Source organism: Agarivorans litoreus (genome assembly GCF_019649015.1).
Lineage (GTDB): Bacteria > Pseudomonadota > Gammaproteobacteria > Enterobacterales > Celerinatantimonadaceae > Agarivorans > Agarivorans litoreus.
Genome location: NZ_BLPI01000001.1, coordinates 4,116,731 through 4,130,881 on the forward strand (window position 1 = coordinate 4,116,731; position 14,151 = coordinate 4,130,881).

13 protein-coding genes are annotated in these 14,151 nt (G+C 43.5%); 9 read left to right on the top strand and 4 right to left on the bottom strand.

What is annotated here, in order from left to right; genetic code table 11:
- Positions 1 to 52 precede the first annotated feature (52 nt).
- Positions 53 to 1,063, top strand: a complete 1,011-nt coding sequence (pyrD, locus tag K5L93_RS18915) for a quinone-dependent dihydroorotate dehydrogenase (RefSeq protein WP_220721230.1) — start codon at positions 53 to 55, stop codon at positions 1,061 to 1,063.
- 90 nt (positions 1,064 to 1,153) lie between these two features.
- Entirely contained in the window at positions 1,154 to 1,705 is a 552-nt protein-coding gene (locus tag K5L93_RS18920) for a cell division protein ZapC domain-containing protein (RefSeq protein WP_220721231.1), read from the top strand.
- Here the strand turns inward: K5L93_RS18920 and K5L93_RS18925 are convergent.
- On the bottom strand, positions 1,702 to 2,346 hold the full coding sequence (locus tag K5L93_RS18925; protein WP_220721232.1) for an arylesterase: 645 nt from the start codon (positions 2,344 to 2,346) through the stop codon (positions 1,702 to 1,704). The genes K5L93_RS18920 and K5L93_RS18925 overlap by 4 nt on opposite strands.
- 17 nt (positions 2,347 to 2,363) lie before the next feature.
- On the opposite strand from K5L93_RS18925, the gene K5L93_RS18930 reads away from it, so the two are divergent.
- From K5L93_RS18930 to K5L93_RS18955, 6 genes are all read left to right on the top strand, one after another.
- A complete protein-coding gene (locus K5L93_RS18930; protein WP_220721233.1) occupies positions 2,364 to 3,062 on the top strand; it encodes an ABC transporter ATP-binding protein in 699 nt (232 codons plus the stop codon).
- 10 nt (positions 3,063 to 3,072) lie between these two features.
- The gene (locus K5L93_RS18935; RefSeq protein WP_220721234.1) at positions 3,073 to 5,571 is read left to right on the top strand and encodes an ABC transporter permease; all 2,499 of its coding nucleotides are present in this window, start codon (positions 3,073 to 3,075) and stop codon (positions 5,569 to 5,571) included.
- A gap of 138 nt (positions 5,572 to 5,709) precedes the next feature.
- Positions 5,710 to 6,696: an HTH-type transcriptional regulator CysB gene (gene cysB, locus K5L93_RS18940; protein ID WP_016401866.1), complete on the top strand. Its 987-nt coding sequence runs from the start codon at positions 5,710 to 5,712 to the stop codon at positions 6,694 to 6,696.
- 531 nt (positions 6,697 to 7,227) lie between these two features.
- Positions 7,228 to 7,731 carry a 7TM-DISM domain-containing protein gene (locus K5L93_RS18945; protein WP_373869986.1) on the top strand — a complete coding sequence of 168 codons (504 nt, stop codon included), beginning with the start codon at positions 7,228 to 7,230 and terminating at the stop codon, positions 7,729 to 7,731.
- A gap of 20 nt (positions 7,732 to 7,751) precedes the next feature.
- On the top strand, positions 7,752 to 8,633 hold the full coding sequence (locus tag K5L93_RS18950; protein WP_220721236.1) for a sensor domain-containing diguanylate cyclase: 882 nt from the start codon (positions 7,752 to 7,754) through the stop codon (positions 8,631 to 8,633).
- Positions 8,630 to 8,935 (top strand): GGDEF domain-containing protein, encoded by a 306-nt coding sequence (locus tag K5L93_RS18955; RefSeq protein ID WP_246615094.1) that lies wholly within the window; start codon positions 8,630 to 8,632, stop codon positions 8,933 to 8,935. Before K5L93_RS18950 ends, K5L93_RS18955 begins: the two co-directional genes overlap by 4 nt.
- Before the next feature lie 86 nt (positions 8,936 to 9,021).
- On the opposite strand, the gene K5L93_RS18960 is transcribed toward K5L93_RS18955, so the two are convergent.
- The 3 genes from K5L93_RS18960 to pabB all read right to left on the bottom strand — a co-directional run bounded on the left by K5L93_RS18960 (position 9,022) and on the right by pabB (position 12,410).
- Positions 9,022 to 10,380, bottom strand: a complete 1,359-nt coding sequence (locus K5L93_RS18960) for an L-serine ammonia-lyase (protein WP_220721237.1) — start codon at positions 10,378 to 10,380, stop codon at positions 9,022 to 9,024.
- Between the two features lie 66 nt (positions 10,381 to 10,446).
- Entirely contained in the window at positions 10,447 to 11,019 is a 573-nt protein-coding gene (locus tag K5L93_RS18965) for a CoA pyrophosphatase (RefSeq protein ID WP_220721238.1), read from the bottom strand.
- 20 nt (positions 11,020 to 11,039) lie between these two features.
- Positions 11,040 to 12,410 carry an aminodeoxychorismate synthase component I gene (pabB, locus tag K5L93_RS18970; protein WP_220721239.1) on the bottom strand — a complete coding sequence of 457 codons (1,371 nt, stop codon included), beginning with the start codon at positions 12,408 to 12,410 and terminating at the stop codon, positions 11,040 to 11,042.
- A 206-nt stretch (positions 12,411 to 12,616) separates the two neighbouring features.
- Here pabB and K5L93_RS18975 point away from each other — a divergent pair, with 206 nt between their 5' ends.
- Entirely contained in the window at positions 12,617 to 14,143 is a 1,527-nt protein-coding gene (locus K5L93_RS18975) for a fumarate hydratase (protein ID WP_220721240.1), read from the top strand.
- Positions 14,144 to 14,151: the final 8 nt, after the last annotated feature.

A 14,151-nucleotide genomic window follows, 5' to 3' on the forward strand; every position in this document is an offset into this window, starting at 1 on the left:
AATACTGCCCCCGAAGCCCTGCATCTTCGGGGGTCTTATACTAGGAGTTCAAATGTATTACCCACTTGCTCGAAAACTTATCTTTCAACTTGATCCAGAACGCGCACACGATCTTACTATTGAGATGTTCAAACGCACTGGTGGAACCTTATTAGATCGTGTTTACCGCCAGAATATCGCGCCTAATCCGGTAGAGTTGATGGGCTTAACTTTCCCTAATCCAGTTGGTTTAGCGGCAGGGTTGGATAAAAATGGTGAGTGTATTCAAGCCTTTGATGCCATGGGTTTTGGTTTTGTAGAAGTTGGTACAGTTACACCGCGTCCGCAATCTGGTAACGATAAACCAAGAATTTTCCGAGTATTAGATGCCGAAGGTATTATTAACCGAATGGGTTTTAATAACTTAGGGATCGACAATTTAATTAATAATGTTGAGCAAAGCCAATTTAAAGGGATCCTTGGGATCAACATTGGTAAAAACTTTGATACTCCGGTAGAGAAGGGTAAAGATGATTATTTAATAGGCATGAATAAAGCGTTTCCACATGCTTCTTATATTGCTGTTAATATTTCTAGTCCAAATACTCCTGGTTTACGTACACTTCAATATGGTGAAGCATTAGAAGATCTATTAAAGGATCTAACTGAACGTAAAGATCAGCTTTCTCAGCAATATAATAAACATGTTCCTTTATTGATCAAAATAGCGCCAGATTTATCAGAAGCTGAAATAGAACAAATTAGTGACTCTTTATTAAAATATAAGCTCGATGGTGTAATTGCTACTAATACAACGCTAGAGCGCTCAATGGTAGAAGGGATGAACCACGCCAGTGAAGCTGGTGGCTTAAGTGGACGTCCTTTGCAATTAAAGTCCACTGAAGTTATTAGAAAATTAGATCATTACTTAAAATCTGAGATCCCAATTATCGGGGTTGGTGGAATTGATTCGGCGATGGCAGCTAAAGAAAAAATGAATGCCGGCGCAAAATTAGTTCAAATATATAGTGGCTTTATTTATAAAGGCCCAGAATTAATTAAACAAATAGCCAAGGCTGTATAAATTTTAATTAATTTAATTTGTCTTTGTTGAGTTCTCGTAGTACATTTGTTTATTAAGTGAACTCAACATGGACAGTTTTTCTTTTTAGCAATGTTAATTCAACCTAATAAACAATGGCACTGGGTATTTGATACTAACAAGGGAGTAATGACTCTTGAGTTAGGTGAAAATATGCTGTTTGTGTCTAAGTTGTGTAAAAAGCGTTGTGTTCAACATGCTCAAGAAGATGGTCCGTTTACTACCGAGCACACTCAGCTCTATTATCAATTTCTCGAGCAGTTAGAACCCTTTAATTGGTCTGATCCTATTAAAGTGCAGATTTGTCTAAATGCTGTTGCTTCAGCTCAGTTCTTAAAACCGTTAATGCCGCAAAGTTGGTTTTTTAATAGTACTGCAAGTACTCATCAAAACCTCTTACAAGTCGGCGAACTAGCAGTATTGCAAACCGAAAACGCTCAAGCGCGTTGCGTGGTGGTAGAGGTGAGTGAGCAAACTTACACCTTGATGACGATTGAAGGTGGCTTAGTATTGGATGAGCGAAAATCGCTAAGCCAATTCGAAGCCATTAAAGTGATGCAAGATCGGGTTGTTCCACTTTCTCAGCTATTACAAAACGCTAACGGCTTTGCCCAAACCGGCTAGCCGGCGTTCACTAACTCCTTTAGTTGTTCCCTCATTTTCTGACTGATAAGCGGTTGAGCTTGTTGGTTAGGATGTATTCCATCGTTTTGCATCAGTGACGAGTTAGTGGCTATTTCTTCAATAAAAAACGGTAGATAGTTAATCTGTTGTTGCTCTGCAATTTTGGGGTACAAACCCTCAAAAGCTCGGCGATAGCGTTTGCCGTAATTAGGCGGGATACGAATTTGCATCAACGCAATCTTGATATCGTTTTGTTTAGCCAAAGTAATAATCGCGTTTAGATTGTTTTCAATGTTGGAAGTAGGGTGGCCTTGTAAACCATCGTTACCGCCTAGTTCAATCAATAACCAGTCGATCTTATGCTGTTGAATCAACGAAGGTAATCGTCTTAAACCACCTGCTGTAGTTTCGCCACTTATACTGGCATTAATGAGATCGATAGCTTGGTCTGTTTCGTTGTAGTATTGCTGGGTTAATGAAACCCAAGCCTGTTCTATTGGCATGCCATATCCAGCACTTAAACTGTCACCTAGAATAAGAATTGACTTGGTATTGGCAAAAGCCTTTGAACTCAATGTAAAAAAGAGTAAAACAGATAGTGTAACTAGCGTTAAAACTTTATTTTTGTGTCTAACCATCATTTTTGAGCACCTACTATATGCCAACAGCTAATTCAGATTCAGCGTCTAACATAATCATAAACGCCAGCGGACTCAATCATCATGTTGCAACTCCGGGTGGAAATTTAAATCTGCTGAATGATATTGAGTTAACTGTGCAACAGGGCGAATCCCTAGCAATTGTTGGAGCCTCTGGCTCAGGTAAAACCACTTTGTTGAGTATTCTAGCCGGCTTAGACAGTGCCAGTGAGGGCAGTGTAGAGCTTTGTTCAAAGAACTTAGCTGCGCTTGATGAAGAACAACGCGCCAGTTTACGTCGCGACAATGTAGGCTTTATTTTTCAGCAGTTTTTGTTGGTGCCGGCACTAACTGCGCTAGAAAACGTGATGTTACCTGCGGAGCTTAAGGGTTTACCTAATGCTAAAGAACTCGCAGAACAGTGGCTGGCTAAAGTGGGTTTGGCTGAACGTCACGATCATTATCCAAATCAGCTATCCGGTGGCGAACAGCAAAGAGTAGCTATTGCAAGGGCGTTTATTTGTCAGCCTAAAGTGTTGTTTGCCGATGAGCCTTCGGCAAACTTAGACAATAACAACGGCCAAATCATTGAAGATCTGCTGTTTGAGCTAAACCAACAGGCAGGCACCACTTTAGTATTGGTAACTCACGAGCAAAAACTGGCGGCACGTTGCTTAAGACAAATCACATTACAAGCTGGTCGTATTATTCAGTCTTAAGGAGCCAAGGATGAAGAGTTTAATTTGGCGTTTATTTAAGGCTGAGCTAAAGCGCGGTGAGTTAACCATTATTTCTGCCGCAATTGTATTGGCAGTAAGTTCGGTGTGGTTGTTTACCAGCATAACAGACCGAATGGAGCAGGCCATTTTTAACAAAAGTGGTGACTTTATTGCGGCTGACCGAGTGGTTCGCAGTGCTCATCCCGTTGACTTACCTTTGGCTGTTCAAGCAGAGTCTTTACAGCTTGATTATGCTGAACAGTTGTTGTTTCCCTCCATGGTTTATGGCAACGAAAACTTAGTACTCGCTAGTGTTAAATCTGTATCCCAAGACTATCCCCTTAAAGGGCGTTTAAGAATAAGCCGAGAAAAAAATGGCTTAACAAATGAGTCCGCCAAAGGCATTCCTCAAGGTGAGGCTTGGATTGCAGAACGTTTGTTTTATCAACTTGATATAGACATCGGCGACTTAATCGAAATTGGCGAAGCAGAATTTCGAGTGACTGGCCGTATCGTTACCGAACCTGATGCCCCCTTCAGTGTATTTATGACCGCACCTCGAGTGATCATTAATATTAACGATGTTGCACAAACAGAAGTTGTACAGCCTGGCAGTCGTTTAGGTTATCGCTATATGTTTGCTGGAGATAAAAGCCAGCTAGATGCATTCGAAAATTGGGTAACACCGCAGCTTGCCGAAAATCAACGCATGGTAACGGTACGTAGTGGCAACTCTCCTTTAGCGGGAGCCTTGCAAAGGGCGCAGCAATTTTTGCTATTAGCTGGTCTTATCGGAATTTTGCTTGCCAGTGCAGCCATTGCGGTAGCCAGTCGCTTATATTGCCAGCGTCACTACGACACTGTAGCAATGTTTAAAGTGCTTGGTGCCAGTAAGCCACAGATCAGAACCATTTATTTGGGACACCTGTTTACCGTTGTATTGGTGTCTATCGTATTAGGTATTGCTTTGGCGACGTTGGTGCAATGGCCGGTGACCCATTATGTTGAAAAGTTACTTAATATTGATCTACCGAGTGCTGGCGCTGCGCCTTACTTAATGGCTGCAGGCAGTGGCTTGATTTGTGGCGTAGCGTTTACGCTGCCAACGCTATCTCAGCTATTTAACATTGCACCTATGCGAGTAATTCGCCGCAACAGTGATGATGCAGTGGTGAAACCAATATGGATTGCCTTGTGGATGCTAGTGAGTGTATTTGCCTTACTGTTACTTTATAGCGGTTCATTTACCTTGAGTGCAATTTTGCTCGGTGTAGGCTTGATTGCGGTGGCACTGTTGTTGGTTGTGAGCCAATTACTGCTCTGGGGCAGTAAGAAGCAGGCAGAGAAACTGAAAAGCCTTAGTTTGAAGATTGCGATTTCGTCTCTTTATAAAAGAGCTAAGCAAAATAGGGTTCAGCTTATTGGCTTTACTGTGGCCATCAAGTTAGCTCTGGTAGTGTGGGTTATCCAACAAGATTTGATTAGTGAGTGGCAGCAACAGCTTCCAGAAGGCGCGCCTAATCACTTCATGTACAACATTTCCGAGCAGCAGAAGCCCGAGCTAGCTTCTCGTTTTGCCGATGAAAGCGTTGAACTCACCACCATGTTCCCAATGTTACGAGGTCGGCTGGTTGCCATCAACCAAGAAGCAGTTAGTCAAGAACGAGAAGGGGAGTACTCCGAAAAAACATCTTCACGACGCCGAGGAGCTGGCCGCGAGCTAAATTTAAGCAGTGTATTGGAGCTGCCTTATCGTAATGAGTTAGTGGCGGGAGAGTGGCTTAATGCAAATAGCAAGGGTGAGGCTTCGGTAGATGAGGAGTTTGCCGAGCGCTTAGATATTAAGCTTAACGACACCCTTGAATTTATGATTGGTGCCAGTCGTTTCACCGTTACTGTAACAAGTTTGCGCAGTATCGATTGGAATACCATGCAGCCCAATTTTTATGTGCTACTGAGTCCCGACATTTTGCAAGATTTTCCAACGGGTTATTTAACGTCGTTTAATTTACCCGAAGATAAAGCAGCTTGGATGGCCCAAACCATGGCGCGATTTCCTACCTTGGTATTAATTAATGTTAAAGCCTTGATTGAACAACTGTCTCAGGTGGTTGATCAGGTCGCGTTAGCACTCAGACTTGTGTTAGTAGTCGTGCTACTTGCCAGCAGCTTAGTGTTGTATGCTCAAGTGCAAAGCTCTTTGGAAGAACGTAGACGGCAAACGGTGATACTGAGAACCTTAGGCGCGAGCGCAAAGCTACTGCGTAATGCGGTAATCTATGAATTTGTCATACTCGGCTTTTTAGCCGGATTTATTGCAGCCAGTGCTGCCCAAACTATTTTGGTGCTATTGCAAGTGTTTGTGTTTGATATCGGCGCTTCCATTAACCTAGGGTTGTGGGTACTTGGGCCGTTGTTAGGCACCTTGTTAGTTGCCTTAATGGGCGCTGGAGCAACCTTGCGTTTGTTGAAACAAAACTCTGCACAATTGGTGAGAAATTTGAACTGATTAGCGCTTAGTAAATATCTGTTATAAAGACGTTTCAATATCTCTGTAATTGATTATATACTTATGAAAAAATGTAATAAGAACTCGCTAACCGGATAGTTAGCGCTATAGTTTTTTCGCGCCAGAGAATTCAACTACATGAAATTGCAGCAGTTACGTTATATCGTCGAAGTAGTAAACAACAACCTCAATGTGTCGGCTACTGCGGAGAGTTTATATACTTCGCAGCCCGGTATTAGTAAACAAATTCGTTTATTGGAGGATGAGCTAGGGGTTCAGATATTCAAGCGTAGCGGCAAGCACCTTAGCCAAGTAACTCCTGCTGGCAAAGAAATCATTCGCATCAGCAATGAGATTATGGCCAAGGTTGAAAGTATTAAAGCGGTCGCTAATCAGCATACTCACCCAGACCAAGGCTCGCTTAATATCTCAACTACTCATACTCAAGCGCGTTATGCGTTGCCCGAAGTTATTCAAGGTTTTATCCATCGTTACCCAAATGTTTCTCTAAACATGCATCAGGGTACACCTAACCAGATAAATGAAGCAGTGGCTAAGGGCAGTGCAGACTTTGCTATTGCCACGGAGGCACTGCATATTTTCTCCGATTTAGTGATGTTGCCTTGTTATCATTGGAATCGCAGCATATTGGTGCCCAAAGAACATGAGTTGGCGAAAAAACACTTAAACGGTGAAGTTGTTACCATTAACGATTTAGCTAAGCACTCCATTGTTACTTACATTTTTGGTTTTACTGGTCGCTCCGATTTAGATGATGCCTTTGGTCGTGCTGGCAAAGTGCCAAAGATTGTCTTCACTGCAACCGATGCCGATGTGATTAAAACCTATGTGCGAATGGGAATTGGCGTAGGTGTATTGGCGAGTATGGCTATCGACAAGCAACAAGATCAGGATTTGGTAGCGATTGATGCTAGCCATTTATTTAGAGCAAGCACCACTAAAATTTGCTTTAGAAAAGGCACTTTCTTACGTACTTACATGTACGATTTTATTGAACGATTTGCGCCACACTTAACCCGAGACATTGTCGATAGAGCTGTGCAAGCCAAGTCTCTCGATGAAGTGGAAGAGCTGTTCAAAAATATTGATTTACCCGTTATGTAGTTGTTCCACCTAAAGCAGCCAGATGGCTGCTTTTTTGTTTGCCGTATCCCCAGCCATTGTTAATAAAATTAACTATAATTGTGATTTATAGGCCCTTATGGCACGAGTGCAGTTAGTAGTGCTCTTGGTTAGCAATGCCAGATAAATTGTAACAATTGGTACCCAACTTGATGATAATTCACTAATTAGAGGTAGATTCGTAGACTTCCTTAGTGTTTATCTTTAAGCTTCTAATAAGTGGTTAATGTTTTGTTACAGGGCTGTACGAACATTAGATTTAACAACTACTCCGATATCGCAAGGAAAGGCGGCCTACGTAAAACCATCATGACTAAGGTCTGTTGATCTTTGCTGATGGTTTTGGCAGCAATTTATTAGCCATTTAGGCAAGGCAGTGAGTGTGCAGTTAAGTGGGCTTAATAATCACTCGCTAACGCTGAATAAATGGCTAAGAAATGCTGCCCGAAGGGTTCGGATAAGCGAACTTTACTCTTTGTTAAGCACTTCTTGCTTAGCCCACTAGGCTTCAAAGTGCTCGCCGCGATTAAAGCCCGCTTATCTCGAACAAAATTTCAACACCAAAGGTCAACAGACCCTAATTATTTATTGTGCTGTTTAGGTAAAACTCAACTCGCTTTGGCCTTGGTTTTGTTTTCTGTTTGTACTCTTTCTGTTGCTCAAGCTGAGAGCTTAAGTGCGTTGCACGTAAATGGTTTAGAAGATGGTGTAGGGCTGGGTGAGCATTTTCAGGTATGGCACGATTTAGAAGGCAAGGCTGATCTGGCTGATGCCATCGCTGCTTATCGTTTAGATAAGTTCTCCAGATTACCGAGTAAAGGTTCCACGGGTTTACAGCCAGGAGCTTTTTGGAGTGTTTTCTATCTGCACAATGATAGCGATAAACCGATTACTCTAAATTTAGAATACGTTGACCACCAACTCATCTATTTAAATGCCTATCAACGCAATACCAACGATCCTAGTTTTTTAGAAATTGCCGATCTTGCTTTAATAATTCTTTTTCAGAGCGCTTAGTCAGTCACCAACGATTTGTAGTGCCAGTAGAGTTAGCAGCAGGTGAAACCCATCAGTTTTACTTTCGCTTTGGTTCTGACGAAAAGGGTTTTGTATTCCCAGATTTAAGGATTTGGCAGCCAGACAAAATGCGCAATGTGCAGAGTATAGGGCTAGGCAGTATTGCCTTTTGGGTGGGCGGTCTGGCCTTAATGTCGATAATGACCGGGGTAATCTTTGCCCGCATATTTCTGCAAACAAAAGTGAATACGCCTCGTTTAGATTATGTTTTACGCTTTATGATCTTAAATGCGGCTTTACTTGCCGTAGCGGCACTAACCAGAGAAACCGTATTCTCGGTGGTGCTTATCACCATTGCTTTATTGCTATACCCGATGTTAGCGATAGCCAGTTTAATTCGTTGGTTCCAAGGCTCAAAAGAATCCGCTGTTTACACCTTAGGTTGGACAGTATTAATAGTGGGGCTATTTAGCCAAGCCTTACGTGATTTAGGCCTTGTTGAACATACCTTTGTAACTTACTACTGGCCGGTTGTAGCTTCATACAGTGAAATGATGGTGATCATGGTTGCTATGGGGATTCACCTGTTAAGATTGCGCCGTCTAAAAGAGCTGGCTGAACTGCGCTATCGCAGCCAACTTGAACGCGCTAAACAAGAGTTAGAAATATTGGTGTCTGAGCGTACTCATGCACTTGAAGTTGCTAAGTCTGAAGCAGAGCCTGAAGCTCGCACCGATCCACTAACAGGCATAAACAATCGACGTAGCTTTATGGCCAAGGCCGAGGCGATGTTTGTTAGTTGCCGTAACCGTTCTCACCCCATGACCATGTTGATGTTCGATATTGACACTTTAAGAAAATTAACGATAACCATGGCCATGCTGCTGGTGATAAGGCTTTGAAGACGTTTGCCAGTACCTTAGAAAGTGAAATTCGTGATGGTGATGTATTAGGGCGTTTGGGCGGCGAAGAATTCGGCTTAGCCTTATATTCCGATTTAGATACTGCAGAGCGTTTACGTTCGGCAGTAGAACGGATATTCGTAAATACTGGCGTAATACAAATACGTTTTACCACCAGCATTGGTATTGCCTTAATGCAGACAGAAGAAAATATAGAGCAGTTGATGAGTTTAGCCGATCAAGCATTATACCAAGCCAAAGACAGTGGACGTAATAAAGCTGTTGTGGCTAATGTAGCTTAATCCGGAAAGCCGGGATACTGTTTTAGTTTGTCGATATCCCGGTACCTAATAGCTTTAGTAAGAGCATATTTACACTTAGCTGTGAATTAACATTCGATAATGTTTACCGCTAAGCCACCACGAGCAGTTTCTTTATATTTGCTCTTCATATCACAGCCAGTTTCCCACATGGTTTTGATGGCTTTATCTAAAGAAACTTTGTGCTCACCACTGCCTCTTAATGCCAATCGTGCGGCATTTATGGCTTTAAGCGCGCCCATGGCATTACGTTCAATGCAAGGAACTTGCACCAAACCGCCGATGGGATCGCAGGTCAAGCCAAGGTTGTGCTCTATGCCAATTTCGGCGGCGTTTTCGATTTGTTCTGGGTTACCACCAAATATCGCCACCAAGCCTGCTGCAGCCATCGAGCAGGCTACGCCGACTTCGCCTTGGCAGCCAACCTCAGCACCTGATATAGATGCGTTGGTTTTGTATAAAGAACCAATGGCTGTAGCGGTTAGAAAAAATTGATTGATTGAATCTTGATCAAGCTCTTGAACGTGATTGTGGTAGTAGTGCAATACCGCAGGGATAATACCTGCGGCGCCGTTGGTTGGTGCAGTAACTACTCGGCCGCCGTCAGCATTTTCTTCACTAACCGCTAATGCATACAGGTTTACCCAATCCATCACATTTAAAGGATCTGAGCTTAAGTTTCGCTGCGAAGCCAACTGTCGATTTAAAGTTGGTGCCCGTCTAGCCAGTTTTAAGCCGCCCGGTAATATGCCTTCTTCACTAATGCCGCGTTTTACACATGCTTGCATTGTAAGCCAAATTTGTTGGGTATATTGGCTAATCGTTCGGGTAGAACAGTGAACCTGCTCGTTGGCCGAGACCACGGCTGCAATGCTTTTTCCACTCTCCTTGCAACGTTGTAATAAGCTCTCGGCGTTTTCGAAGGGGTAGGGGTAATTGTGACTCGATGTATCGTTTTCTTGACCTTCTTCGACAATGTAACCGCCGCCTATAGAGTAATAGGTGGCCGAGATGCTTTTGCCATTGTCTAGGTAGGCATGAAAACTTAAGGCATTACTGTGGGTCGGCAGTTGCTTACGACGATGAAATACAATGGCACCGGTTTTAGCGAAGTTAATGGTCTTCTTAGCTAACAGCGACAACTCTTCGGTTTGCTCAACCTTTAGCAGCATCTGATCAACGGTATCAACATCCACTAACTCGGGCGACTCTCCCAACAAGCCCAAGATAACGGCCTTGCCTGTGCCATGGCCTTTGCCTGTCGCACCTAATGAACCAAACAGTTCTACTTTAATATGATCAACTCGATTTAGCTCAGCGTTGCTGTCTAAACGCTCTGCAAACAGCTTAGCTGCTTTCATTGGTCCGACGGTGTGAGAGCTGGAAGGCCCAATACCTATTGAGAATAGGTCAAATATACTTACCATGTTTAATCCTAGCAAAAGCTGCTTAAGCCACTAAGTTGTTAATTCTGAGATTATAAGTATATTTAGTTATCTGCAACAATGAGAAGCAAAATCACGCAATATTTTAGCGGTAGCTCCCCATATCACATGTTTTTCTACTTCTATAAAGTACACTTTCTCGAGCTTTCCTCTGCGTTTGAAGGAATAGCCGTGGTAATTATCTAGTCGCAAAAAGGGCTGTAGTGGCAATACCATTACCTGAGCCACTTCATCGTAGTTAAGTTTAAACGACAACGCCTGGTTGGTGGTGGCTATAAAAGGGCGTACCGAAAAATCACTCACTGTGGTTTGTTTTGGTAATTGACCATGAATAGTAAAAGCGGTGGGATGAACGCCGATTTCTTCATAGGTTTCCCTAAGCGCTGTGTGGCTAAGGTCAATGTCTTCGGGATCGTGTTTGCCGCCGGGTAAACTAATTTGTGATGGGTGGTGGCGCAGATGGGCGCTACGTTGAGTGAGCACTATTTGTTCTGCTTGCCCTGGTTGGGCAATAATCGGTAACAATACCGCAGCAGCATGTTTAGCGCTACGAGGCGAATCTTGTTTAGCCAGTTGCAGGAGAAAGCGTTGTAAAAAATGTGTGGTTTCTTTTTGGGACAACGACTTTCTCCAATTTAGGGTTATTCGAGTACCGGAAGAATTCGACTTAATTTATCGAAGGTTTCTTGATATTCGGCGTCAACTTTGGAATCAGTGACAACACCGCCACCGGCCCAACTGTATATTTTTTGATTTTCGCATACTAAGGTTCTAATGGTGATATTAGTATCCATATCACCACTACTAGAAATATAACCAATAGCACCACAATAAGCGCTGCGGCGGCTCTCTTCAAGCTCCTCAATAATTTGCATCGCCCGAATTTTTGGGGCTCCGGTGATCGAACCTCCCGGAAAACAAGCCGCTAGTAACTGTTCTGCAGAGTAATCTGGGGCAAGTGTTGCGCGGATTGTGCTTACCAAGTGGTGCACCGCGGGGAAAGATTCAATGGCAAAGAGTTTGGGGACTTTTACTGAGCCAGGGCTCGCGACCCGGCCAATATCGTTACGCAGCAAATCAACAATCATGAGGTTTTCGGCTTGGTCTTTCTCGGCACTGAGTAACTCGTCGGCCAGCTGTTGATCACGCTGCTTATTCGTACTTCTTGGGCGAGTACCTTTTATTGGTTTCGTTTCTATTTCACCTTTCTTTAAGCTAATAAAGCGCTCTGGAGAAACGCTAAGAATACAACTGCTGGGTAAACGCATAAATGCGGAGAAAGGCGCTTGGTTGGCTGCAATAAGGCGCTGGTAAGCTTCGGCTTCTGTTCCTTGGTAGCTTGCACTAAAACGCTGCGCCAGGTTGATTTGGTAGCAATCACCACTTAACAAATACTCTTGTACTTGTTCAAACTTTTCATGGTAGGCCGCTTGGTTCATGTTACTTTGCCAGGCGCTGGTTAGTTCAAACTTAGGTAACTCTTGGCTTGTTTGAATGTTTAGCCAAAGTTCACGCTGCTTTAAACGTTCAAGAGCCGCTTTTTCGTCGCCAATCTCATGCCATTGAATTAGTGTTGTGCTGTTTATGTGATGATCAAAAATCAATGCCCAATCATAAAAGCCTACTGCCATATCTGGAGTGCTTAAATCTTTGGCTAAGCGCTCCGGTAAAACTTCTAAACTTCTTCCTAAATCGTAAGACCACAAGCCTAAGGCACCGCCTTCAAAGGGAAATACTGAAGTACTAGCGTGCTCTTCGGGGAACAGTTGCTTGCGCAAAGACTCAAGTAACTCAAAGGGGGCTTGTTGGCTTTGATAGTGTTGCTCGCCAACCCTAACTTTGGATGTGCCATCGCTATAGGAGATAGTGGCGATAGGATCGGCAACCAAAATATCAAACTGGTTATTCTCGTGGGAGTCGGCAGCCGATTGTAAAAAACAACACCAGTCTTGCTGGGCTAGTTGCGCGAAGAGTTGTACTGGAGAAATAGAAAAAGTTTTACTAACAATCATATAGGTAGTTTTGCGTGACCATTCACTATTCAGAATTGAAGATGTAGATAAATTGTAAAAACTTAGCTTTAGGTTATAGCAGGCTTTGTGACGCAAGGGTATCATAGGCGCTGAAGGATAACGACAACAACCCTAACAGCCGTAGCAACAGCCCCGATAAAAGCTGTTGATAACAAAAGGCCATAATAAGGAAACGTGGAGACTTTATGACCATCATCCGTAAACAGGACTTTATTGACAGTGTCGCAGAATCGCTGCAATTCATTTCTTACTACCATCCCCTTGATTTTGTCACCGCAATGGCGGAAGCCTACGAAAAAGAACAGAGTATTGCTGCCAAAGATGCCATCGCCCAAATCTTAATTAACTCACGTATGTGTGCTCAAGGTTTGCGTCCTATCTGTCAGGATACCGGCATTATCACTGCGTTTGTAAAAGTAGGGATGAATGTTCAATGGGACAGTGATCTCACTGTTCAAGAAATGGTTGATGAAGGGGTTCGTCGAGCTTATACCAACCCAGATAACCCTTTACGTGCTTCTATTGTTGCTGACCCTAACGGCGCACGTAAAAACACCAAAGACAATACTCCAGCGGTAGTTCACATAGACTTAGTTGCAGGCGACAAAGTCGAGATTATGGTTGCAGCCAAAGGTGGCGGTAGTGAAAACAAATCTAAGATGGTAATGCTAAATCCATCTGATTCTGTTGCTGAGTGGGTTCTAAAAACCTTACCCACAATGGGCGCTGGTTGGTGTCCACCGGGTATGATAGGCATTGGTATTGGCGGCACTGCAGAAAAAGCTGCAGTAATGGCTAAAGAATCGCTAATGGATCCGGTTGATATTCAGGACCTCATCGCTAAAGGCGCAGAAAATGCCGACGAAGAACTACGCTTAGAGTTGATGGACGGCATTAACAAACTGGGCATAGGTGCTCAGGGCCTTGGCGGCTTAACCACGGTGCTTGATGTAAAAGTTAAATCTTGCCCAACGCACGCGGCTTCTAAACCGGTTGTAATGATCCCCAATTGTGCAGCAACACGTCACGCACATTTTCATTTAGACGGCAGCGGCCCAGCGGTATTAACGCCACCTAAGCTTGAAGACTGGCCAGAGATCACTTGGGATGTTGGTGATAACGTTCGCCGGGTAGATGTAAACAAAGTAACTAAAGAAGAAGTAGCCACCTGGAAAATGGGTGAAACGGTATTGCTTAACGGCAAAATTCTTACTGGTCGCGATGCAGCCCATAAGCGTATTAAAGAGTATCTAGAGCAGGGTAAACCATTCCCTAATGGCGTAGATTTTAATGGCCGATTTATTTACTACGTAGGTCCGGTAGACGCAGTACGAGATGAAGCAGTTGGTCCAGCGGGTCCTACAACGTCTACTCGTATGGACAAATTCACAGACATGATGCTCGAAGAAACGGGTTTAATGGGCATGATTGGTAAGGCGGAACGTGGCCCAGCAACGGTGGATTCGATTGCTAAACATCAGTCGGTTTATTTAATGGCGGTAGGCGGTGCTGCTTACTTAGTATCTAAAGCGATTAAGAATGCCAAGGTAGTGGCTTTCGAAGATTTAGGCATGGAAGCTATCTATGAGTTTGAAGTAGAAGATATGCCGGTTACTGTAGCAGTTGATGCTGACGGTAACTCTGTTCACCAGCAGGGACCGGCAATTTGGAAGGCTAAAATTGAAGAACTAGATGCAAAACTAAGTAAGTAATCGACCTA

Excerpts from the sequence above, each read along its gene's own strand:
- K5L93_RS18920 (WP_220721231.1), top strand. The coding sequence starts at position 1,154 with ATGTTAATTCAACCTAATAAACAATGGCACTGGGTATTTGATACTAAC.
- K5L93_RS18935 (WP_220721234.1), top strand. The coding sequence starts at position 3,073 with ATGAAGAGTTTAATTTGGCGTTTATTTAAGGCTGAGCTAAAGCGCGGT.
- K5L93_RS18975 (WP_220721240.1), top strand. The coding sequence starts at position 12,617 with ATGACCATCATCCGTAAACAGGACTTTATTGACAGTGTCGCAGAATCG.
- pabB (WP_220721239.1), bottom strand. The coding sequence starts at position 12,410 with ATGATTGTTAGTAAAACTTTTTCTATTTCTCCAGTACAACTCTTCGCG.
- K5L93_RS18930 (WP_220721233.1), top strand. The coding sequence starts at position 2,364 with ATGCCAACAGCTAATTCAGATTCAGCGTCTAACATAATCATAAACGCC.
- pyrD (WP_220721230.1), top strand. The coding sequence starts at position 53 with ATGTATTACCCACTTGCTCGAAAACTTATCTTTCAACTTGATCCAGAA.
- K5L93_RS18925 (WP_220721232.1), bottom strand. The coding sequence starts at position 2,346 with ATGATGGTTAGACACAAAAATAAAGTTTTAACGCTAGTTACACTATCT.
- cysB (WP_016401866.1), top strand. The coding sequence starts at position 5,710 with ATGAAATTGCAGCAGTTACGTTATATCGTCGAAGTAGTAAACAACAAC.
- K5L93_RS18960 (WP_220721237.1), bottom strand. The coding sequence starts at position 10,380 with ATGGTAAGTATATTTGACCTATTCTCAATAGGTATTGGGCCTTCCAGC.